This window comes from Pseudomonas sp. NPDC090592, from assembly GCF_044769185.1.
In the GTDB taxonomy this organism is placed as follows: domain Bacteria; phylum Pseudomonadota; class Gammaproteobacteria; order Pseudomonadales; family Pseudomonadaceae; genus Aquipseudomonas.
The window spans coordinates 37,689-59,968 of the sequence record NZ_JBIVXJ010000017.1 but is presented as its reverse complement, the minus strand read 5'-3'; the positions used below and the strand labels follow the sequence as shown (position 1 = coordinate 59,968).

At 62.0% G+C, this 22,280-nt stretch carries 20 protein-coding genes; 13 read left to right on the top strand and 7 right to left on the bottom strand.

What is annotated here, in order from left to right; translation table 11 throughout:
* The first annotated feature begins 140 nt into the window (after window positions 1–140).
* Window positions 141–1,028, top strand: coding sequence for a lipid kinase YegS (gene yegS / locus ACIQUI_RS16865; protein ID WP_403200565.1), 888 nt, complete (start codon window positions 141–143; stop codon window positions 1,026–1,028).
* Here yegS and ACIQUI_RS16860 read toward each other — a convergent pair.
* The 3 genes from ACIQUI_RS16860 to ACIQUI_RS16850 form a co-directional block, all read right to left on the bottom strand.
* Entirely contained in the window at window positions 1,012–1,671 is a 660-nt protein-coding gene (locus ACIQUI_RS16860; RefSeq protein ID WP_403200562.1) for a response regulator, read from the bottom strand. The two genes, yegS and ACIQUI_RS16860, sit on opposite strands and share 17 nt — an antisense overlap.
* A complete protein-coding gene (locus ACIQUI_RS16855; RefSeq protein WP_403200689.1) occupies window positions 1,661–2,557 on the bottom strand; it encodes a sensor histidine kinase in 897 nt (298 codons plus the stop codon). Before ACIQUI_RS16855 ends, ACIQUI_RS16860 begins: the two co-directional genes overlap by 11 nt.
* A 344-nt stretch (window positions 2,558–2,901) precedes the next feature.
* Entirely contained in the window at window positions 2,902–3,432 is a 531-nt protein-coding gene (locus tag ACIQUI_RS16850; RefSeq protein ID WP_403200559.1) for a histidine kinase, read from the bottom strand.
* 352 nt (window positions 3,433–3,784) lie between these two features.
* Here ACIQUI_RS16850 and ACIQUI_RS16845 point away from each other — a divergent pair, with 352 nt between their 5' ends.
* Window positions 3,785–4,720 carry a chemotaxis protein CheW gene (locus ACIQUI_RS16845; RefSeq protein ID WP_391132587.1) on the top strand — a complete coding sequence of 312 codons (936 nt, stop codon included), beginning with the start codon at window positions 3,785–3,787 and terminating at the stop codon, window positions 4,718–4,720.
* 55 nt (window positions 4,721–4,775) lie between these two features.
* Window positions 4,776–5,579 carry an MOSC domain-containing protein gene (locus tag ACIQUI_RS16840; protein ID WP_403200556.1) on the top strand — a complete coding sequence of 268 codons (804 nt, stop codon included), beginning with the start codon at window positions 4,776–4,778 and terminating at the stop codon, window positions 5,577–5,579.
* A 129-nt stretch (window positions 5,580–5,708) separates the two neighbouring features.
* Here the strand turns inward: ACIQUI_RS16840 and ACIQUI_RS16835 are convergent, their stop codons facing one another.
* Window positions 5,709–7,634: a transglycosylase SLT domain-containing protein gene (locus ACIQUI_RS16835; protein WP_403200553.1), complete on the bottom strand. Its 1,926-nt coding sequence runs from the start codon at window positions 7,632–7,634 to the stop codon at window positions 5,709–5,711.
* 221 nt (window positions 7,635–7,855) lie between these two features.
* Between ACIQUI_RS16835 and ACIQUI_RS16830 the strand changes: the two genes are divergently transcribed.
* Window positions 7,856–9,784 carry an ATP-binding cassette domain-containing protein gene (locus ACIQUI_RS16830; protein ID WP_403200550.1) on the top strand — a complete coding sequence of 643 codons (1,929 nt, stop codon included), beginning with the start codon at window positions 7,856–7,858 and terminating at the stop codon, window positions 9,782–9,784.
* 128 nt (window positions 9,785–9,912) lie between these two features.
* On the opposite strand, the gene ACIQUI_RS16825 is transcribed toward ACIQUI_RS16830, so the two are convergent.
* On the bottom strand, window positions 9,913–10,353 hold the full coding sequence (locus ACIQUI_RS16825) for a universal stress protein (protein ID WP_099453382.1): 441 nt from the start codon (window positions 10,351–10,353) through the stop codon (window positions 9,913–9,915).
* A 110-nt stretch (window positions 10,354–10,463) separates the two neighbouring features.
* On the opposite strand from ACIQUI_RS16825, the gene ACIQUI_RS16820 reads away from it, so the two are divergent.
* The 7 genes from ACIQUI_RS16820 (at window position 10,464) to ACIQUI_RS16790 (ending at window position 18,806) form a co-directional block, all read left to right on the top strand.
* The gene (locus ACIQUI_RS16820) at window positions 10,464–10,901 is read left to right on the top strand and encodes a hypothetical protein (RefSeq protein WP_264362424.1); all 438 of its coding nucleotides are present in this window, start codon (window positions 10,464–10,466) and stop codon (window positions 10,899–10,901) included.
* A gap of 622 nt (window positions 10,902–11,523) precedes the next feature.
* A complete protein-coding gene (gene fadB, locus ACIQUI_RS16815; protein ID WP_403200546.1) occupies window positions 11,524–13,671 on the top strand; it encodes a fatty acid oxidation complex subunit alpha FadB in 2,148 nt (715 codons plus the stop codon).
* A 31-nt stretch (window positions 13,672–13,702) separates the two neighbouring features.
* The gene (gene fadA, locus ACIQUI_RS16810; protein WP_013971712.1) at window positions 13,703–14,878 is read left to right on the top strand and encodes an acetyl-CoA C-acyltransferase FadA; all 1,176 of its coding nucleotides are present in this window, start codon (window positions 13,703–13,705) and stop codon (window positions 14,876–14,878) included.
* Window positions 14,879–14,955: 77 nt separating this feature from the next.
* Entirely contained in the window at window positions 14,956–15,207 is a 252-nt protein-coding gene (locus ACIQUI_RS16805) for a DUF1653 domain-containing protein (RefSeq protein ID WP_025754461.1), read from the top strand.
* A gap of 100 nt (window positions 15,208–15,307) precedes the next feature.
* Window positions 15,308–17,917: a type I DNA topoisomerase gene (gene topA / locus ACIQUI_RS16800; protein WP_403200543.1), complete on the top strand. Its 2,610-nt coding sequence runs from the start codon at window positions 15,308–15,310 to the stop codon at window positions 17,915–17,917.
* An 89-nt stretch (window positions 17,918–18,006) separates the two neighbouring features.
* A complete protein-coding gene (locus ACIQUI_RS16795; RefSeq protein ID WP_403200542.1) occupies window positions 18,007–18,522 on the top strand; it encodes a DUF6586 family protein in 516 nt (171 codons plus the stop codon).
* Between the two features lie 50 nt (window positions 18,523–18,572).
* On the top strand, window positions 18,573–18,806 hold the full coding sequence (locus ACIQUI_RS16790; protein WP_201206570.1) for a hypothetical protein: 234 nt from the start codon (window positions 18,573–18,575) through the stop codon (window positions 18,804–18,806).
* A gap of 50 nt (window positions 18,807–18,856) precedes the next feature.
* On the opposite strand, the gene sulA is transcribed toward ACIQUI_RS16790, so the two are convergent.
* A complete protein-coding gene (gene sulA / locus ACIQUI_RS16785) occupies window positions 18,857–19,333 on the bottom strand; it encodes an SOS-induced cell division inhibitor SulA (RefSeq protein ID WP_403200538.1) in 477 nt (158 codons plus the stop codon).
* 13 nt (window positions 19,334–19,346) lie between these two features.
* A complete protein-coding gene (lexA, locus tag ACIQUI_RS16780) occupies window positions 19,347–19,955 on the bottom strand; it encodes a transcriptional repressor LexA (RefSeq protein WP_264387500.1) in 609 nt (202 codons plus the stop codon).
* Between the two features lie 260 nt (window positions 19,956–20,215).
* Between lexA and ACIQUI_RS16775 the strand changes: the two genes are divergently transcribed.
* Complete coding sequence (locus ACIQUI_RS16775; RefSeq protein WP_403200536.1) at window positions 20,216–20,923, top strand: TetR/AcrR family transcriptional regulator; 708 nt, start codon at window positions 20,216–20,218, stop codon at window positions 20,921–20,923.
* 83 nt (window positions 20,924–21,006) lie between these two features.
* On the top strand, window positions 21,007–22,005 hold the full coding sequence (nagZ, locus tag ACIQUI_RS16770) for a beta-N-acetylhexosaminidase (protein ID WP_201206574.1): 999 nt from the start codon (window positions 21,007–21,009) through the stop codon (window positions 22,003–22,005).
* Window positions 22,006–22,280: the final 275 nt, after the last annotated feature.

Sequence of the window (22,280 nt, the reverse complement as noted above, 5' to 3'; positions counted from 1 at the left end):
GTTCATTTTCTGAGCATAGCCGCGCATTCTCGGCTGTGGGGAAAAGACCCTGCTGGCTGCGCAATTTTTTTGCAGGCATGCAACGATCTTCACGGCGGCGTGGTCGAGATCAGGGTTGGTCAACTTCACGGAGAGGCGCGATGCAAGGGCGCAAGGCAATGCTGATCCTGCACGGCAAGCAGGCAATGAACGAAGAACTGCGCAGTGCCGTGTACGAACTGCGCGAGAGCGGCTGGCCGTTGGATGTGCGAGTGACCTGGGAGGGTGGCGATGCCCAGCGACTGGTTGCTGAGGCGTTGGCTGCCGGCTACACCCACATTGTCGCGGGCGGCGGGGACGGCACGTTGCGCGATGTGGCCGAAGCCATGGGCCTGGCCGGTGGCCAGGCCAGCCTGGCCTTGTTGCCGCTGGGCACGGCCAACGATTTCGCCAAGGCTGCCGGCGTGCCCCTGGAGCCTGCCGCAGCATTGAACCTGCTCAATACCCCAGCGCAGCCCATCGACCTGGGCCAGGCCGGCGACCAGTTGTTCCTCAACATGGCCACGGGTGGGTTCGGCAGCCAGGTCACTGCCAACACCTCCGAAGACCTGAAGAAAGTACTGGGTGCCGCGGCCTACCTGTTCACCGGGCTGTCGCGCTTCAGCGAACTGCAGGCAGCCTCGGTGGAGCTGCAAGGGCCTGACTTCCACTGGCAGGGGAGCTTGCTGGCGCTGGGCATCGGCAATGGTCGCCAGGCCGGGGGCGGGCAGGTGCTGTGCCCCGAGGCGGTGGTGAACGATGGCTTGCTTGACATCGCCATCCTGCCCGCGCCACAGGAGGTGGTCGGGGCCCTGCGCGACCTGCTGGCCGGTGACGGACTGTTCGTGCGCGCCAGGTTGCCCTGGGTCGAGATCAAGAGTTCGCAAGGCCTGGATATCAACCTCGATGGCGAGCCTTTGCAGGCCGACAACCTGCGTTTCCAGGCCAGGCCCGCCGCGTTGCGCTTGCACCTGCCGGCCGGGTCGCCGTTGCTCAGTCGTCCAGGCTGATGATTTTTTCGCGTACGGCGAACAGTACCAGGCCGGCCACATCATGAATCTGCAGGCGTTTCATGATTTGCGAGCGGTGGGTTTCCACGGTCTTGATCGACAGGCCCAGGCCATTGGCGATTTCCCGGGTGGACTTGCCGCGCACGATCAGGCGCAGGATTTCCAGTTGTCGCGCAGTGAGGTTATGCCGCTCGCCTGCGGCGTGCTTGCCCTGCCTGGTGTGCCGTAGTGCCTGGTTGATGACAGTGTGGGCGATGGCCGGGCTGAGGTAGCGCTCGCCATTGCGCACTGCGGCCAGGGCCTGTTCCAGTTCGGTGGCGCTGGTGTCCTTGAGCAGGTAGCCGTGGGCGCCGCTTTCCAGGGCCCGCATGATCAGGTCCGGGTCGGTGTGCATCGACAGGATCAGCACCTTGCAGTTGCTGCCGCTGGCGCGCAGCAGGGTGAGGGCGTCCAGGCCGCTGGTCGAGCGCATGGAAATGTCCAGCAAGATGATGTCCGGCGCCAGTGTGCGCACCTGTTCAAGCAACTGGCCGCCATCGTCGGCTTCACCGATCACGTCATAGCCGGGAATGTCGCAGACCAGTGCGCGCACACCCGCCCGGATCAGCGAATGGTCGTCTACCAGCAGCAGTCTACAGGTCATGGTCGGTGATACTCCTGGCACGTTGCTGGGTGCGCGCTGGCCACGGGAACACCGCTTCGATGCGCGTGCCCAGGCCAGGCTGGCTGGTGATGTCGAGGCAGCCCTGCAACGCGGTTACCCGCTCCTGCATGCCGGTCAGGCCGCGCTGGCCAGCCTTGGCCGGGTGCCTGGCCGGTACGAAGCCTTGGCCATCGTCGTGAATCGACAACGCCAGCCCCTCGGCGGTGCGCTGCAAGCGGATGACCAGGTTATTTGCCTGGGCGTGACGCAGCATGTTGGTCACGGCCTCCTGGGTAATGCGGAACACCGCCATGGCCACCGCCTCGTCGATACCCCCCAGGCGTTGGTTGCACGCCAGGCTCCAGTGCACACCGCTGCTGGCCAGGGTGCGCACCAGGTGCTCGCGCAGGCTGGCTTCCAGGCCAAGGCTCGCCAACTGCCGCGGGTTGAGCAGGGCGGACACGTCGCGCACATTCCCCAGGGTGTCATCCAGCGTGCTGCGCAATGCGTTGCAGTGGCCCTGAAGTTCCTCGGGCATACGCCCTTGCAACCATTGCAGTTGCAGCTTGGCGGCGGTAAGCAATTGCCCGATATCGTCGTGCAGTTCCCGGCTCAGGTGTTGGCGCTCGTCTTCCTGCACCTTGAGCATGCGCTCGGCCAGTTCTGCCGGGCGCAGGCTGATCGACCTGGCACCCAGGCCAAGGTAAGCGGCGGTACCCAGCGTAGCGACCAGCTGCAGCACCAGCAGGCTGGTCGGGATTGACTGGTTGGCCAGGTACAGCACCAGGTTGGCGACCAACGAGGCCACGCCCAGGCCGACCGTCACCCAACGCAGCAAGGCAACACGGGAGCAACAACGCACAGAAGTCTTCAAGCGTGGGAACATAGGTAGGGAAGCCACTGAAGTATTGCTGATGGAGGCCTTGCACAATGCTGTTCAGAGGCTTTGGCGCAGTACTTTCGATGTTTTTTCGAACGCGTTGTCTTTCAACCGCTATTCAGGTTGCAAGCGTTTATGGACGCGCATATTACCACTTCGCACTGCTTCGGTCGCGGCGGGAAACGCTTTGAAACGCCTGAAATTCCGGCGGTTTCGGGTAGCAAAATGCCACCTTTTAATCCCGCGTCATGCACTTGCATCACAACTAACGCGGCAATGAATCAACAGCGCCCGCCGAAAACTTGGTGAACTTCCCAAGTTCGACAGTGGCGGGGCTTGAATGAACGGGCTTAGTTGCACTTTGCATCAGGATGATACGGTGTGTTTGAGTGCGTGTGGAATGTGCCAGCGGCGACCTCTTCGTGCGGGTGGACGCACTCGCTACCTTGCTCGTTGCAGGCGGCGCAGGAGGCTGCGAGGGGTTGCCGTACGGCCTTGGCCAGGCTGTTCAGCAGGACCAGTTGCTCACCGATGTCCAGGTTCAGCCGCCCGGTACGGGTGTCGACCAACTCCAGTTGCCAGGCCAGTAAAGTAAGGCACTCCCCTACCACCGGCAGTGCTTCGCGTTGCAGGTAGCCGCCATGGCAGGCCGGTGCCAGCAGCTGTTGAAGGGCGGTGGTGTAGTGGGCAACTTCACGCAGGTCCAGGCGCGTGGCCTGCCTGGCCAGGCTGTCGAGGGCTTTGTCCAGGCAGCAGCACGCGTCCGGGTCATTGTCGATCAGTTCCAGATGTTGCAGGCATTCCTGGGCCTGGGTCAGCAATACCTGGGCATCCACCAGGTAACCCTGCAAGGCGTCATCGAACGATAAGGCAGTGTCCATCATCAGGCCCCCGCGCGTGGCGCAGGCGCAGGGGGCGGGCACGCCGAAACGATAGCTAGCAAAAGCCTGACTCCATTCATGCATTGAGAATGGCGTCACATTAATGGCTAAAGGATATCGCGAATATCAGGTTGCACCCGATGGCGGGTAAGGGTTTCCCTGATGTCGGGCTAGGGTGAGGAGCTTTTTCCAGCCCTGATGATTGACCGTGCGATACCCACAGTCAAGCATGATGTTAAAGTGATATCAGCCACTCTCGCGGCATTTTGCCGCAAGGGTCAAGGTGTGCGTGCAGCCGCCGATACAGGGTGGATGATTTCTCTTTTTTCGACTCAAGCCTGGGGGTTTTCCAATGGCTGGCATTCTCGACACGGTAGACCAACGCACGCAACTGGTGGGCGAGAACCGCCTCGAAATTCTCATGTTTCGCCTGGCCGGCCGTCAGCTGTTCGCGATCAACGTGTTCAAGGTGCAGGAAGTGCTGCAACTGCCCAAGCTGACCCTGATGCCCCAGCGCCACGCCTTCGTCTGCGGGGTGGTCAACCTGCGTGGCCAGACCTTGCCGGTGATCGACCTGTCCCAGGCGATCGGCATGCGCCCGCTGCAGCCGGGGCCGGACAGCACCATCATCGTCACCGAATACAACCGCTCGGTGCAGGCCTTCCTGGTGGGCGGTGTAGACCGCATCGTCAACATGAACTGGGAGTCGATCATGCCGCCGCCTACCAGTGCCGGCCGCCAGCACTACCTGACAGCCATCACCAAGGTCGATGAGAAGCTGGTTGAAGTGATCGACGTGGAAAAGGTGCTGGCCGAGATCGTGCCGTACAACGCCCGGGTCTCTGGCGAAAAGCTCGCCGACCCGGTACTGGCCCGGGCCCGCGGCCGCGAGGTGCTGCTGGTGGACGACTCCAGTGTGGCCCTGGCGCAATTGCGCGACACCTTGTCCCAGCTGGGGGTGAAGCTGCACGTGGCCAGTGACGGGCTGAAGGCGCTACGCATGCTCAAAGGCTGGGCCGATGCCGGCGAGGACGTGTGCGAGAAGCTGCTGATGGTGTTCACCGATGCCGAAATGCCGGAAATGGACGGCTATCGCCTGACCACCGAGATTCGCAGCGACGCCCGCTTGCGTCAGCTCTATGTCGTCCTGCACACCTCGCTGTCGGGTAGTTTCAACGAATCCATGGTGAAGAAGGTGGGTTGCGACAACTTCCTGTCCAAGTTCCAGCCTGATCGCCTGGTCGATGTAGTCAAACAACGCCTGCTGCTGGATACCACCACTGCGTGATCGCCAGGCCAGCCGGGTATAAGCTTGGCTTTTGGCATGACGCGAGGCGGCAGGGATGTTTGTCAGTGAGTTGTATCGATACCCGGTGAAGTCAGGGCAGGCGCAACGCCTGCAGGCTTCAAGGGTAGGGTTGTTGGGGTTGCAGGGCGACCGGCGCTGGATGGTGGTCGAGGAAGAAAATGGACGCTTCCTGACCCAGCGGGCCTGGCCGCAACTTGGCCAGCTTCAGGCGAGCGATGACAACAGTGGCCAGCTGCTGTTGCAGGCGCCCGGAAGGGCACCGTTGCAAGTGGCGGTACCGCCTGCCGACGACGCCCTGCGGGGTGTGACCATCTGGCGTGACACGCTGCGTGTACCGGACGCCGGCGATGCAGCTGCGGCCTGGCTGAGCGAGTTGCTGGGCAACGCCGTGCGCCTGGTGCATTGCCCGGAGCAGCGTGCGCGCTATCTGCCCAATGGTTATGGCTTCAACAGTGACCGCGCGGCGTTTCCGGATGGCTTTCCGTTGTTGCTGATTGGGCAGGGCTCGCTTGACGAGCTCAACCGGCGTATTGGCCGGCCCATGGAGATGCTGCGCTTTCGGCCCAATCTGGTGGTGCAGGGCGCAGAGCCGTTTGCCGAGGATGGCTGGAAGCGGATTCGCATCGGCAATCTGGAGTTTCGTGTGCTCAAGCCCAGTGTGCGGTGCATCTTCACCACGATCGATCCGGCTACCGGGGAGCGCAGTGCCGACCGCGAGCCGATGGCGACGCTGAAGACCTTTCGCGAGAAGGAGGGGGATGTGCTGTTCGGGCAGAACCTGGCGGTGGATGGCAGTGGGCAGCTGGAGGTGGGGATGCAGGTGGAAGTCCTGAAGTAGACAGGTTACCTGTCCCGGCCCTATCGCTGGCAAGCCAGCTCCCACAAGTCCTGCACAAGCCTTCGAACCTGTGTTGAACCTGTGGGAGCTGGCTTGCCGGCGATAGGGCCGGCACAGGCTCAGCAAATTTTACATGTCATCGAAATACCGCTCATGCCAATCCACCAGTGGCTGCGGCGAATTCAGCTTCTGCCCGTAGATCACCGAATACGACAGCACGTTCTGCACATACTGGCGGGTTTCGTCGAACGGGATGGACTCCACCCACACATCGAAGCTCAGGTGTTTGGCGCCCTTGAGCCACTGGCGCACACGACCGGGCCCGGCGTTGTAGGCCGCCGAAGCCAACACCCGGTTGCCGTTGAACTGGCTGTGCACCTGGCTCAGGTAGGCTGCGCCCAACTGGATGTTCTTGTCCGGGTTCAGCACCTGCGCGGGTGATGCCAGCGGAATGCTGAACTTGCGCGCAGTTTCCTTGGCGGTAGCCGGCATCAGCTGCATCAGGCCGCTGGCGCCCACCGGTGAGCGCGCATCCTCCATGAATGCACTTTCCTGGCGGGTGATGGCAAATACCCAGCTCGAATGCAGCCCGCGGACCTTGGCTTCGCGCACCAGGGTGTCGCGATGGGCCATCGGGAAACGGATATCCAGGTCGTCCCAGTATTGCGCCTGGCTGATGGTACGGATGGCCGGGAAGTACCAGCGCAGGTCGTAGCCCAGGCGGGCCTGGGCGACCATTTCGTCACGGGTGAAGTGGCGGCTCACGTGGTACCACTCGCGACGGCCTTCGACGATCTGGCCGCGGGCGTGGAACTCCAGGGCCCGGCGGATACCCGGCGTATTGCGCACCTTGTTGACCAGTTGTGGGCTCAGCAGCAGCGGCTTGTTGTTCAGCTGGTAAGGCGTTTGCGCCCGGTCGGCGGCGAGGAAACCATAGAAATCGCGCTCGCGTGCCACGGTCTTGTACAGCAGCGGGATCTGCGGGTTGTTCGGCTGTGCAAGCTCAAGGCTGCGCGCCTGCCAGTACTTCCAGCGGCTGCTGCTGGCCAGGTCCTGGGGCAGGCGCTTGGTCAGCTCGTAGGCGTCTTCCCAGCGGCCCAGGCGCAACAGCAGGCGCAGGCGCCATTCGCTGACGGTGTTATCGCGCAATTCAGGGTCGTAGCGGGTCATCAGGTCGAGTGCGCGCGGGTCGTAGCGGCGCGCCAGGGTCAGGCCGATCTCGCGGGCGATGGCGACCTTCTCGTCGCGGGAAAAGTGCATGCGCTGGGCGTAATCGTCGAGCAGTGACATGGCCTGCTCGGGGTCTTGCCGGGCCAGGCGGCGCAGGCCGAGGCTGACAACATCGGACATGGCTTCGTTGGCCGGGGTGAAGCGCGATGGCTGGTTGAGCAACTCAGGTTTTTGCGCCACATCGACCAGCAGGCGCCCCTGCGGGCCGAGGGTGGTCAGGGTCTTGACCAGGTTGTTGGCCAGCGCGTAGTTGCGCGCCTGTGCCGCCAGTTTGGTGCGCTCCCAGCGCTTGGCCTCGGTCAGCTGGCCTTCAGCTGCCCACATGCCGAACAGCGTGTCGCAGGCGGCAGGTTGCGACTTGCCGACGTTCCACAGTTTGTCGGCGGTGGCGTAGCCTTCGGCGCGCAGGCCGTGGCTGAGCTGATACTGGCCGTTGAGGCAGTCCAGTTCGGTGAAGTTGAGCTTGGGGTCGTAGTACTTGACGAAGGTGTTCCATTCGCCGCGTTCGGCCAGCCAACGCAGCCAGCGCAGTTTCATCCAGTTGGCCTGGGGCAGGTCGCCATGCTTGGCGAGGAAACCTTCGATTTCCTGGTTGCTGGCGGTTTTCAGGCGGGCAGTGAGTTCGTCGTAAGCCAGGTAGGGGGTCAGCGGGTAGTCGCTGAGGGCCTGCGCATAGCGCAGGTAGGGGCCTTTGTCGCCCTTGGCCAGTGCACGCTTGGCTTCGTCGTAATACTGGCGTTGCTGGGTGAGGTCGGTAGCCTGCGCCGCGCAGGTGGCAGCGGTGAGCAGCAGGCAGGATGCAATGTGTAACAGGCGGCTGCGCATGATACGTCCGGGCAGTTGAACCATGGGGTAGTGACGGCGGAGCCAGCACTGTTGGGAACAATTGCCTTAGCTTAGCCGTTTGCCGGCGGCGGGTGAAAGCACTGTGCTTGTATCGGGATATTAAGTTCGACCAGATGTCGCAAAGCCCTCGTCGGGTGGCCAGGCGGATGCCGTCGAGGGCCAAGTCAGGTAGAATGCGCGCCCGATTTATGGAGACCAACATGACCCTGCTCAAATTCAGCGATGTGTCCCTCGCATTCGGCGCCATGCCGCTGCTGGACAAAGTGTCCTGGCAGATCGCTCGTGGTGAGCGGGTGTGCATCATCGGCCGCAACGGCACCGGCAAGTCGAGCATGCTGCGCCTGGTCAAGGGCGAGCAGAAGGGCGACGACGGTGAAGTCTGGCGTGCCCCGGGCCTGAAGATCGGCGAGCTGCCGCAGGAACTGCCGGTGGCCGACGAACGTACGGTGTTCGATGTGGTGGCCGCTGGCCTGGACGGCGTAGGCGAATTGCTGGCGCAGTTCCATCACCTGAGCATGAACATCCAGGGTGACGAAGACCTGGAAAAGCTCATGCACGTTCAGCACGAGCTGGAAGCGCGTGATGGCTGGCGCCTGCAGCAGGTGGTGGAAAGCACCCTCAGCCGCCTGCAACTGCCGGCCGACAAGACCCTGGCCGAACTGTCCGGTGGCTGGCGCCGCCGTGTGCTGCTGGCCCAGGCGCTGGTATCCGAGCCAGACCTGTTGCTGCTCGACGAACCGACCAACCACCTGGACATCGGTGCCATCGCCTGGCTGGAAGAAGCCTTGCGCGGTTTCAACGGCGCGGTGCTGTTCATTACCCACGACCGTTCCTTCCTGCAGAACCTGGCTACCCGTATCCTGGAACTGGACCGTGGCGGCCTGATCGACTGGAATGGCGACTACGCCAGCTTCCTGGTGCACAAGGAGGCCGCACTGGCCGCCGAGGAAACTGCCAACGCGCTGTTCGACAAGCGCCTGGCCCAGGAAGAAGTGTGGATTCGCCAGGGCATCAAGGCCCGTCGTACCCGTAACGAAGGCCGCGTGCGTGCACTGAAGGCCCTGCGTGTGGAGCGTGGTGAGCGCCGTGAGCGCCAGGGCAAGGCCAATATCCAGATCGAAGCGGCGGAAAAGTCCGGCAAGCAGGTCATGGTGCTGGAGAACGTGAGCTTCCATCACCCGGACGGGCCGATGCTGGTCAAGGATTTCTCCATGGTCCTGCAGCGCGAGGACCGCATCGGCCTGCTCGGCGCCAATGGTACCGGCAAGACCACCTTGCTCAAGATGATGCTCGGTGACCTTGAACCGACCTCTGGCAAGGTTGAGCGCGGCACCAAGCTGGAAGTGGCCTACTTCGACCAGATGCGCCACCAGCTTGACCTGGAAAAGACCGTGATCGACAACCTGGCCGAAGGCCGTGACTTCATCGAGATCGACGGCCAGAACCGCCACGTGCTGAGCTACCTGGGCGACTTCCTGTTCAGCCCGCAGCGTGCGCGTACGCCGGTCAAGGCGCTGTCCGGTGGTGAGCGTGCACGCCTGCTGCTGGCCAAGCTGTTCAGCAAGCCGGCCAACCTGCTGGTACTCGACGAACCGACCAACGACCTGGACGTGGAAACCCTCGAGCTGCTCGAGGAAGTGCTGTCCAACTACAAGGGCACCGTGCTGATCGTCAGCCACGACCGGGCCTTCCTCGACAACGTCGTCACCAGCACCCTGGTGTTCGAAGGCGAGGGCAAGGTGCGTGAGTACGTGGGTGGTTACGAGGACTGGATCCGCCAGGGTGGCTCGCCGAAGCTGCTGGGTGTCACCGAAAGCAAGAGCGGCAAATCGGCGCTCAACAGCGCGGTGGTAGAGAAGGTCGAGGCCAAGCCTGCGCCCGTTGCTGCGCCGGTGGTGGAAGAAGCGCCGAAGAAGAAGCTCAGCTACAAGCTGCAGCGTGAGCTGGAGATGCTGCCAGGGCAGATCGACGAAGTTGAGCAGCGTATGGCTGAGGCTCAGGAAGAAGTGAGTGCGGCGGGCTTCTATCAGCGGCCGATTGCAGAAACCTCGGCAGTGCTGGCGAAGATCGAGAAGCTGCAGGGTGAGCTGGATGCCCTGGTAGAGCGCTGGGCCGAGCTGGAAGGCTGATTTGCGTTAGCCAGGCCCGGCCCTATCGCTGGCAAGCCAGCTCCCACAGGTGTTGCACTGCATTTGATAGCGGTGCGGTCCCTGTGGGAGCGGGCTTGCCCGCGAAGAGGCCGGAGCAGGTTAGAAAATCATTCCTTCTTCTGCAACCGCACTGCCAATACATCACACGGCGCCCCATGCAGCACGTCGTTGGCCGTGGAGCCCAGCAGCAACGCCAGGCCATGGCGGCCATGGCTGCCGACCACGATCAGGTCGCACTTCTGGTCCTTGGCCAACTGGTGGATTTCCTGGCGTGGCTGGCCGTAGGTCAGGTGCGAATCGCCGCGGTTGATATCCGGGTATTTGTTGAACAGGCGCTCCATGCGCTCCTTGGCCTGGTCGAACTGCTGCTGTTGCAGCTGCGACAGGTCCATCGGTACGTCACCGCCGAATGCCATGGCCATCGGCTCGACGATGTGCACCAGCGATACCTTGGCGCCTGAGGGCTCGGCGAGCTTCATGGCGCGCTTGATCACCGGGTCGCATTCTTCGGTCAGGTCGACGGCGACCAACAAATGTTCGTATTGCATGAGCGGTACTCCTGACAATCGCGATAGAAGAAGTATGGTCGCTTTCGGGCGGGTCTTCCGTGAAAAATGGCTAACCAGCTCATTTGCAACGCTTTATGGGATCTACTGATATGACGGTATTGCTGGTGGTGTCAATCCTTGCGCTGATTCTCAGCCCGCTTTCCTGGCTGCGTTCCTCGCGCAAGCAGAGCGAGCAGATGAAGCTGCGCCTGGAGGCGCGGCGCATGGGGCTGGCCATGCAGCTGGCGCCGCAGCAGTGGCCGCATTGGCTGGAGAAGGAGCCGCCAAGCCCTTGCCCGCAGTACCATCGGGCGCGGCGGCGTGGCCATGAGGACAGCTTCAGCTTCTGGCAGATAAGCCCTGGGGTGTGGTGGAACCAATGGCGTGAGCCCTGCGAAGACCCGCGCTTCATGGAGGCTCTGGCGCGCTTGCCGGCGAGCGTCTACAAGGTCGAGGCCGATGCGCGGATGATTGCGTTGTACTGGACTGAGCGGGGCGATACGGCTGTGTTGCAGGATGTTGCCTACGTCCTCGAAACCCTGGCCTGACAGCTGCTTCATGAGCTGACACCAATCCCTGTGGGAGCGGGCAAGCCCGCGAACACCGGCGCAGCCGGTGCCAGCCACCGCGGTGGATTCTTCGCGGGCACGCCCGCTCCCACAGAGAACGAGTTGAATTCAATAGCGCATAACGACAAAGCGGCGGCTTGGCAGATCCCCTGAAGGGGTGGGGTGCCAAGTCGCCGCTTTGCGTTCTGCTGTCGCAGAAAAGGCCAGGCAGGCCGGGTATTCACTCAAGCAAGTGCCAGTGTAGCCGCCCGAAGTCGCCGCGCAAGCGAAAAGTTGCAGCGTTCTTGCCGCAGTTGTGGTCAATCGCTGACATGAATGGTCGGCGATCACTGTCATCATGTTTTGTACCAAGACGATACAAAATGACCGGAAAGTCGCGTTTTCGCCGTGCTCGCGAGCATTTGACAACGCCGATCTTTTCGGAGAATGTGTGCACACCCAAATCAAACGGGCGTATGAATTGAGCGTTTGTATGTCATGACGCCAAGCCATACTTCCGACTAGCGCGCTGACGGGTGTGCCTGGGGCGGGGCAGATAGGCCTGCTTCTGCTGCAGCGATCGGCGTGTACAGTTCAGCTTCCATATCGTGGAGATCAGTTGATGATTTACGAAGGTAAAGCCATCACGGTTAAGGCTCTTGAAAGTGGCATCGTCGAGCTCAAGTTCGACCTCAAGGGTGAGTCCGTCAACAAGTTCAACCGCCTGACCCTGAACGAGCTGCGCCAGGCCGTCGACGCCATCCAGGCCGACGCCTCGGTGAAGGGCGTGATCGTCAGCAGTGGCAAGGACGTGTTCATCGTCGGCGCCGACATCACCGAGTTCGTCGACAACTTCAAGCTGCCCGAGGCCGAACTGGTCGCCGGCAACCTGGAAGCCAACCGCATCTTCAATGCCTTCGAAGACCTCGAAGTGCCGACCGTCGCTGCCATCAACGGCATCGCCCTGGGCGGCGGCCTGGAAATGTGCCTGGCGGCCGATTACCGGGTCATGTCCACCAGCGCCAAGATCGGCCTGCCGGAAGTCAAGCTGGGGATCTACCCGGGCTTTGGCGGTACCGTGCGCCTGCCGCGCCTGATCGGTTCGGACAATGCCATCGAGTGGATCGCCTCCGGCAAGGAAAACCGCGCCGAAGACGCCCTCAAAGTAGGGGCCGTCGACGCCGTGGTTGCGCCTGAGCTGCTGCAGGCCGGTGCCCTGGACCTGATCAAGCGCGCCATCAGTGGCGAGCTGGACTACAAGGCCAAGCGCCAGCCCAAGCTGGAAAAGCTCAAGCTCAATGCCATTGAGCAGATGATGGCCTTCGAAACCGCCAAGGGCTTCGTTGCCGGCCAGGCCGGCCCGAACTACCCGGCCCCGGTCGAAGCCATCAAGACCATCCAGAAAGCCGCCAACTTTGGCCGCGACAAGGCACTGGAAGTGGAAGCCGCAGGCTTTGCCAAGCTGGCCAAGACCTCGGTTGCCGAAAGCCTCATCGGCCTGTTCCTGAACGATCAGGAACTCAAGCGCAAGGCCAAGGCACATGACGAGATCGCCCACGACGTGAAGCAGGCCGCGGTGCTCGGCGCTGGCATCATGGGTGGCGGCATCGCTTACCAGTCGGCGGTCAAGGGCACCCCGATCCTGATGAAGGACATCCGCGAGGAAGCCATTCAGCTGGGCCTCAACGAGGCTTCCAAGTTGCTTGGCAACCGCGTCGACAAGGGCCGCCTGACCCCGGCCAAGATGGCCGAGGCGCTCAACGCCATTCGCCCGACCCTGTCCTATGGCGATTTCGCCAATGTCGACATCGTCGTCGAAGCCGTGGTCGAGAACCCGAAAGTGAAGCAGGCCGTGCTGGCCGAAGTGGAAGGCCAGGTGAAGGAAGATGCGATCCTTGCCTCCAACACCTCGACCATCTCCATCAACCTGCTGGCCAAGGCCCTCAAGCGCCCGGAAAACTTCGTCGGCATGCACTTCTTCAACCCGGTGCACATGATGCCGCTGGTGGAAGTGATCCGTGGTGAAAAGTCCAGTGAAGTGGCGGTCGCCACCACCGTGGCCTACGCCAAGAAAATGGGCAAGAACCCGATCGTGGTCAACGACTGCCCGGGCTTTTTGGTCAACCGTGTGCTGTTCCCGTACTTCGGCGGCTTTGCCAAGCTGGTCAGCGCCGGTGTCGACTTTGTGCGCATTGACAAGGTGATGGAAAAGTTCGGCTGGCCGATGGGCCCGGCGTACCTGATGGACGTGGTCGGCATCGACACCGGCCACCACGGCCGCGACGTGATGGCCGAAGGCTTCCCGGACCGCATGAAGGACGAGCGCCGCTCGGCCGTCGATGCGCTGTACGAGGCCAACCGCCTGGGCCAGAAGAATGGCAAGGGCTTCTATGCCTACGAAACCGACAAGCGCGGCAAGCCGAAGAAAGTCTTCGACGCCACCGTGCTCGACGTGCTCAAGCCGATCGTGTTCGAGCAGCGTGAAGTGACCGACGAAGACATCATCAACTGGATGATGGTGCCGCTGTGCCTGGAGACCGTGCGTTGCCTGGAAGACGGCATTGTCGAAACGGCCGCTGAAGCCGACATGGGCCTGGTCTATGGCATTGGTTTCCCTCCCTTCCGCGGTGGTGCGCTGCGTTACATCGACTCGATCGGTGTGGCCGAATTCGTCGCCCTGGCCGATCAGTACGCCGATCTGGGGCCGCTGTACCACCCGACTGCGAAGCTGCGTGAAATGGCCAAGAACGGCCAGCGCTTCTTCAATTGAGCGGTCAACGAGCTAGAGCGAGAGATTTGATATGAGCCTGAATCCAAGAGACGTGGTGATTGTCGACTTCGGTCGCACGCCAATGGGCCGCTCCAAGGGTGGCATGCACCGCAATACCCGCGCCGAAGACATGTCGGCGCACCTGATCAGCAAGCTGCTGGAACGCAACGACAAGGTCGACCCGAAAGAGGTCGAGGACGTGATCTGGGGCTGCGTCAACCAGACCCTGGAGCAGGGCTGGAACATCGCCCGCATGGCCTCGCTGATGACCCAGATCCCGCATACGTCTGCAGCGCAGACCGTCAGCCGCCTGTGTGGCTCGTCGATGAGCGCACTGCACACCGCTGCCCAGGCCATCATGACCGGTAACGGCGATGTGTTCGTGGTTGGTGGCGTGGAGCACATGGGCCATGTCAGCATGATGCACGGCGTCGACCCCAACCCGCACCTGTCCTTGCATGCCGCCAAGGCTTCCGGGATGATGGGCCTGACTGCGGAAATGCTTGGCAAGATGCATGGCATCACCCGTGAGCAGCAGGACCTGTTCGGCTTGCGTTCGCACCAGTTGGCCCACAAGGCCACGGTCGAAGGCAAGTTCAAGGATGAGATCATCCCGATGCAGGGCTATGACGAGAATGGCTTCCTGAAGGTGTTCGATTTCGACGAAACCATTCGCCCGGAAACCACCCTTGAAGGCCTGGCGTCGCTCAAGCCGGCGTTCAACCCGAAAGGCGGTACCGTCACTGCCGGTACCTCGTCGCAGATCACCGATGGTGCTTCGTGCATGATCGTCATGTCTGGCCAGCGCGCCATGGACCTGGGTATCCAGCCGTTGGCGGTGATCCGTTCGATGGCGGTGGCCGGTGTCGATCCGGCGATCATGGGCTATGGCCCGGTGCCGTCGACCCAGAAAGCCCTCAAGCGTGCCGGCCTGACCATGGCCGACATCGACTTCATCGAGCTCAATGAAGCCTTCGCTGCACAGGCCCTGCCAGTGCTGAAAGACTTGAAAGTGCTCGACAAGATGGATGAGAAGGTTAACCTGCACGGCGGCGCCATCGCCTTGGGCCACCCGTTCGGTTGCTCCGGGGCCCGTATTTCGGGCACCCTGCTCAACGTCATGAAGCAGAATGGCGGCACCCTGGGGGTGGCGACCATGTGCGTCGGGCTTGGCCAAGGTATCACCACTGTCTTCGAACGCGTCTGATCGCGTAGCGGGACAGCAGCCGGGGCCTTGTGCCCCGGTTTTTGTTTTTTTCAGGTTTAGTCAAGAGGGTGGGCAACATGCAGATACAACCAGGCGTATACCGGCATTACAAAGGGCCTGAGTACCGTGTCTTCAGTGTTGCGCGGCACTCCGAGAGCGAAGAGTGGATGGTGTTCTACCAGTGCCTGTATGGTGATTACAGCTTCTGGGTGCGGCCACTTTCGATGTTCCAGGAGTCTGTCGAGGTTGACGGCGAGCAAGTGCCACGCTTTGCTTTGGTCAAGGCCGAAGAAGGGCTGCCTGGGTTGCTGGGCAAGTCGCACGCGTGATCGTTCGAACTTGACCTCACACTTTTGCCACTATATATAGCGGTGCCGCGTCCGGCACCTGACGCGTTTTTTATCTTCAGATTCAGGAATACTCCGATCCATGGGCAAATCGCTGGTCATTGTGGAATCCCCGGCCAAGGCCAAGACCATCAACAAGTACCTGGGCAACCAGTACGTGGTGAAGTCGAGTATCGGCCATATCCGAGACCTCCCCACCAGCGGTTCGGCCAGCGCAAGCAAAGAGCCGGCCGCCAAGCGTGGCAAGGCTGCGGGTGAGGCGCCGGCCCTTTCGCCGAAAGAGAAGGCCCGCCGCCAGCTGGTGGCACGCATGGGCGTCGACCCCGATCATGGCTGGAAGGCCAAGTACGAGATCCTGCCTGGCAAGGAAAAGGTGATCGAAGAGTTGCGCCGCCTGGCCAAGGATGCCGACACCATCTATCTCGCAACCGACTTGGACCGCGAAGGAGAAGCCATTGCCTGGCACCTGCGCGAGGCCATCGGCGGCGACGACACCCGCTACAAGCGCGTGGTGTTCAACGAAATTACCAAAAAGGCCATTCAGGAGGCCTTCTCACAGCCGGGCGAACTGGATATCCATCGGGTCAATGCCCAGCAGGCGCGCCGCTTCCTCGACCGTGTGGTGGGTTACATGGTCTCGCCGCTGCTGTGGGCCAAGATTGCCCGTGGCCTGTCTGCCGGCCGTGTGCAGTCGGTGGCGGTGAAGCTGGTGGTGGAGCGCGAGCGCGAAATCCGTGCGTTCATCCCGGAAGAATACTGGGAGATCCACGCCGACCTCGGTACTGCCAAGAACGCCAAGGTGCGTTTCGAGGTGGCGCGCGAGAAGGGTGAGGCCTTCAAGCCGCTGAACGAAGCCCAGGCCATGGCCGCGCTGGAGAAGCTCAAGGCCTCCAGCTACAGCGTGGTCAAGCGTGAAGACCGCCCGACCAGCAGCAAGCCGTCGGCACCGTTCATTACCTCCACCCTGCAGCAGGCGGCCAGTAATCGCCTGGGCTTCGGGGTGAAGAAGACCATGATGATGGCCCAGCGCTTGTACGAAGCCGGCTACATCACTTACATGCGTACCGACTCGACCAACCTGTCGGCCGATGCGCTGGACATGGCGCGTAGCTACATCGAGCGCGAGTTCGGCAAGCAGTACCTGCCGGATGCGCCGCTGGTCTACGGCAGCAAGGAAGGGGCCCAGGAGGCGCACGAAGCCATTCGTCCTTCCGATGTGAATACCCACCCGACCAAGCTCACTGGCATGGAGCGCGACGCCGAGCGCCTGTACGAGCTGATCTGGCGCCAGTTCCTGGCCTGCCAGATGCCGCCAGCCCAGTACCTGTCCACCAGCGTCACCGTGGCAGCTGGCGATTTCGAGCTGCGTGCCAAGGGCCGTATTCTCAAGTTCGACGGTTACACCCGCGTGCTGCCGCAGCAAAGCAAGCCGGGCGAAGACGACGTGTTGCCTGAAATGGTCCAGGGCGAAGCGCTGAAGCTGATCCAGATCGATCCGAGCCAGCACTTCACCAAGCCACCGGCGCGCTTCACCGAAGCCAGCCTGGTCAAGGAAATGGAAAAGCGCGGCATTGGTCGCCCGTCGACCTATGCGGCGATCATCTCCACCATCCAGGACCGTGGCTATGTGACCTTGCACAACCGCCGCTTCTATTCCGAGAAGATGGGCGACATCGTTACCGAGCGCCTGTCGGAGAGCTTCTCCAACCTCATGGACTACGGCTTTACCGCCGACATGGAAGAGAACCTCGACGACGTGGCCCAGGGTGAGCGTGACTGGAAGAACGTGCTCGACGAGTTCTACGGCGACTTCAGCAAGAAGCTGCAGACTGCCGAGTCCAGCGAAGACGGCATGCGCGCCAACCAGCCGACCATGACCAACATTGCCTGCAAGGAATGTGGCCGGCCGATGATGATCCGCACCGCTTCCACGGGTGTATTCCTGGGTTGCTCGGGCTATAGCCTGCCGCCCAAAGAGCGTTGCAAGGCCACCGTCAACCTGGTGCCGGGCGACGAGATTGCCGCTGACGATGAGGGTGAGTCGGAATCGCGCGTGTTGCTGGGCAAGCACCGCTGCCCGATCTGCGCCACGGCGATGGATGCCTACCTGCTCGATGAGAAGCACAAGCTGCACATCTGCGGTAACAACCCGGATTGCGCCGGCTACGAGATCGAAGAAGGCAACTACCGCATCAAGGGCTACGAAGGGCCGAGCCTGGAGTGCGACAAGTGCGGCAGCGAGATGCAGTTGAAGACCGGCCGTTTTGGCAAGTTCTTCGGTTGCACCAATCCGGCGTGCAAGAACACCCGCAAGCTGCTCAAGAGCGGCGAAGCGGCGCCACCAAAGATGGACAAGGTGGACATGCCGGAACTCAAGTGCGAGAAGGTCGACGACACCTATGTGCTGCGTGATGGTGCTTCGGGGTTGTTCCTGGCTGCCAGCCAGTTCCCGAAGAACCGCGAAACCCGTGCGCCGTTGGTGCTGGAAATTGTGCCGCACAAGCATGAGATCGACCCGAAGTACCACTTCCTGTGCGAAGCGCCGCAGAAGGATCCGGATGGCCGCCCGGCGGTGATCCGTTATAGCCGCAAGACCAAGGAGCAGTACGTGCAGTCCGAGGTCGATGGCAAGCCGACTGGCTGGAAGGCGTTCTACGACGGTAATGCGTGGAAGGTTGAAGACAAGCGCTGATTCGTCAGTGCAGTAATTGGGGCCGCTTCGCGGCCCTAATCATTTATGATGCAGTTATCCGCCTTGCAGCCTCATGGGAGGGCACAGAAATGGCCCAGGAACTCTACACCCGCACAAACCAGAAACTGTTCTTCGCCGGCCTGGCTCTGGAGTCCATGGCCAAGGCCGAACAAAGCCAGGCCATGAACGCCCAGGGCCTGGTGCAGGCCGAGCGGGAGTCGGCGCTGTTCCACCTGTACGGTGCGCTGCTGGGTTTGTGCCATGAAATCGGTGGTTTCTATCGCTTGCCGGTTGTGGCAACGGTTGAGCAAGCGCTGGCCGACGACGCGCTCAATGGCATCGCCATTCCGGAAGTGGCAGAGTTGTTGGAAATTGCCCGTCAGCGCGAAACCTGGCTAGCGCAAATGCTGGGTGCTTATGCTGATTTGTTCCGACCACCTGTCGCGAAGAAAGCGCCGAAAACTGATGTTACCCAGCCCCTGATCCAGGCCGTCAGCCTCGATGAACCCGAGCATCCTGCGCTGTCCCGTGCCGAGTTGGAAAGCTGGCGCAACAACCTCAAAGGCTTGGTGAGACGTTTCCGCGACGCGTTGAGTGAGTGCTGATAGCCGCTTCGGCTGGTACAATACTGGCCTTTCGCGGAGAACTGCCATTTATGTCTACGTCTTTTCTGGAAATTGTCGAGTTGCCTGATGGCCGCATCGAACTGCGTCGCGCCGAGGATGAGGGCTCTCTGGTAACCCTGGATTTCTCGGAAGACGCCAAGGTATTCCTGCAGGGTCAGCATGTTGAAGTGGCCAAGGCCATGCTCAGTGTGGGCGTGCAGATGGCTGGTCGCCTGATGGATGGCGAGCTGGAGAAAGATGAAGGGCCACGCGTGCTGCACTGATGCAGCAGCAGGGCGTGAGGCTTTTTGAAGTGACAGGCAAAGCCTGAACATCAGCCAAGGCGGATGTTCAGGCTTTGTGCATTTCCGGCACTGGCTGCGCGCAACAACTGCTGGCGCGAAGTGGCGTTGACACTGCCCAGCCAGCTGACCACGGTATGGCTGAGGCCCAGGCGCAAGACTTCGCAGGCCAGTTGCAACGGGCTTTGGTTGCCGCGAGGTTGCAGCAGCAGGATACGTTCACGGTTGAGGCCGGCATCGCGCAGCCAGGCCTGAGTCAGGCTCGACGGCGGGGCGATCAGGGTCAGCCAGCGGGTCTCGTCTTCTTCGCTCAGCTCGCGCAAAACCGGTGCCAGCAGGCTTTGGCAGTGCCCGGGGGCGCCGCGCAGTGACAGTTCGCTGAACAGCTCGGGTTGGCTGCTCTTGCGTGTCGCCTCGCTGGATTTAAGGCCCGGTAGTACGGGCTGGGCGAGGAATGCTTCGAACAGTGGCAACTGGGCTTGCTCGGGTGCGTGAATGAACTGCTGCATGACGCCTCCTGGATCAGCGGCGAATGACGCCGACGCTCAAGCCCTCGATCACCAGTTCCTGTTCTTTCAGGTCGACTTCGATGGGGGCGAATTCGGGGTTTTCGGCAAGCAGCCAGACCTTGCTGCCTTCACGTTTGAAGCGCTTGACGGTCACTTCGTCGCCGATGCGGGCCACTACGATCTGACCATTGCGAGCTTCACGGCAGGTGTGAACTGCCAGCAGGTCGCCGTCGAAGATGCCGACGTCTTTCATGCTCATGCCGTGTACGCGCAGCAAATAGTCGGCCTGAGGGTGGAAGAAGGCCGGGTTGATGTTGCAGGATTGCTCGATGTGCTGCTCGGCAAGGATCGGTGCGCCAGCGGCAACCCGGCCAATGATCGGCAGGCCGCTTTCTTCGGCCTTGGCTTCCAGGCCCGGGATGCGGATGCCGCGTGAGGCGCCCGGGGTCATCTCGATCGCGCCTTTGCGGGCTAGGGCCTTGAGGTGTTCCTCGGCGGCATTGGGCGACTTGAAGCCCAGCTCCTGAGCGATCTCGGCGCGGGTTGGCGGGAAGCCGTTGTCTTCCAGGCAGCGCTTGATGAACGCGAGAATTTCAGCTTGGCGTGGCGTCAGTTTCAACATGGTGAGCGCTCTGTCTTTTTGTACAGTGACTGGGATTATATACAGTATAGGGGTAGCTGCAAGCTTCAAGCTGCAAGAAAAAGCGAAACGGCGGTGTAGCCACCTCACGGCGTCGGGCCTGTACCGTTCTTACTTGACGCTTGCAGCTTGTTGCTTGCAGCTTTTTAATAGCGACCGCCCGGTCACCGAGCCTTGACAGAAGCAGGCCTGAAACGTATGTTTCAAACACCTGTTTGTCTGGCGGAGCACTCGGAGCAGTCATGGCCCAATCGGAAACCGTTGAACGCATTCTCGATGCTGCCGAGCAGCTGTTCGCGGAAAGGGGGTTCGCCGAGACCTCGTTGCGGCTGATTACCAGCAAGGCCGGCGTCAACCTCGCGGCCGTCAACTATCACTTCGGCTCCAAGAAGGCGTTGATCCAGGCTGTGTTCTCGCGCTTCCTCGGCCCATTCTGCGCCAGCCTCGAGCGCGAGCTGGAGCGGCGCCAGGCCAAGCCAGAGCACAAGCCCAGCCTCGAAGAGCTGCTGGAAATGCTGGTGGAGCAGGCGCTGGCCGTGCAGCCGCGCAGCAACAACGACCTGTCTATCTTCATGCGCTTGCTGGGCCTGGCCTTCAGTCAGAGCCAGGGCCACCTGCGGCGATACCTGGAGGACATGTACGGCAAGGTGTTCCGCCGCTACATGCTGTTGGTCAACGAGGCCGCCCCGCGTATTCCGCCACTGGAACTGTTCTGGCGGGTGCATTTCATGCTCGGTGCTGCGGCCTTCAGCATGTCGGGTATCAAGGCGCTGCGGGCAATTGCCGAGACCGACTTCGGCATCAATACCTCTATCGAACAGGTCATGCGCCTGATGGTACCGTTCCTGGCTGCGGGCATGCGCGCCGACAGCGGTGTCACCGACGACGCCATGGCTGCCGCCCAACTGCGCCCGCGCACCAAGACCAGCGCCAGCACCGCCAAGGCTTGAAGGCTGGGCGGGGCGGGGCGCTTGGGCTAAGCTAGCGCGGCTTCTGTTCAGTCTTCAATGAAGGATTACCCATGACCGTCAGCCTGCAAGGCTCCCTGATGGTGGATATCGCCGGTAAATGGCTGACCGCCGAAGACCGTCACCTGCTGCGCCAGCCCGAAGTGGCTGGCCTGATCATTTTTGCCCGCAACATCGACAGCCCGCGCCAGGTGCGTGAGTTGTGTGCTTCGATCCGCGCCATTCGCCCCGAGCTGATCCTGGCGGTGGACCAGGAGGGTGGCCGTGTGCAGCGCCTGCGCCAGGGCTTTGTGCGTTTGCCGGCCATGCGTGCGCTGGCTGACAACGACAATGCCGAATACCTGGCCGAACAGTGCGGCTGGTTGATGGCGACCGAGGTGCTGGCGGTTGGCCTGGACCTGAGCTTTGCCCCGGTACTCGACCTGGATCACCAGCGCAGTGCCGTGGTTGGCAGCCGCGCCTTCGAGGGTGACCCGTTGCGCGCCACACAACTGGCCGGCGCGTTCATACGTGGCATGAATGCAGCTGGCATGGCTGCTTGTGGCAAGCACTTTCCGGGGCATGGCTGGGCCGAAGCCGACTCGCATGTGGCCATCCCGACCGATGAGCGCAGCCTCGAGCAACTGCGCCAGGCCGACCTGGTGCCTTTCAGCCGCCTGAGCGGGCAGCTGGCGGCGGTGATGCCGGCGCATGTCATCTATCCGCAGGTCGACAACCAGCCGGCCGGCTTCTCGCGGCGCTGGCTGCAGGACATCCTGCGTGGCGAGCTGGGCTTTGACGGGGTGATCTTCAGTGATGACCTGTCGATGGCCGGTGCGCATGTGGTGGGTGATGCGGCCAGCCGTATCGAGGCTGCGTTGAGCGCAGGCTGTGACATGGGCCTGGTGTGCAATGACCGGGCGGCGGCGGAGCTGGCGCTGAGTGCGGCGCAGCGTATGAAGGTCAAGCCCTCGCCGCGGATCGCGCGGATGCGTGGGCAAGGGTTTGCGCGCACCGATTATCGTCAGCAGCCAAGGTGGCTGGAGGCGTTGGGGGCGTTGAAAGAGGCGCAGTTGGTCGATTGATCTGGTTGTGTCTGTCTTGAGGTTTTTGTCGCCTGTGAGATCGAGCGCCGCCCGCGCGGCGCTTCGCGGGACAAGCCCGCTCCCACATCTGTTTCAGGCCAGTCATTCCTGTGAGGTCACCTTTGCCCCCCTTGTTTGTTCCATTTGATATCGAGGGGGGCGCCGCTGCTTTTCGTCAATATTCAGGCATGCACCCAGCTGCAACCCATCTGGCACAGGAGTAATTGGCCCGAAACAGATGTGGGAGCGGGCTTGTCCCGCGAAGCGCCGCGCGG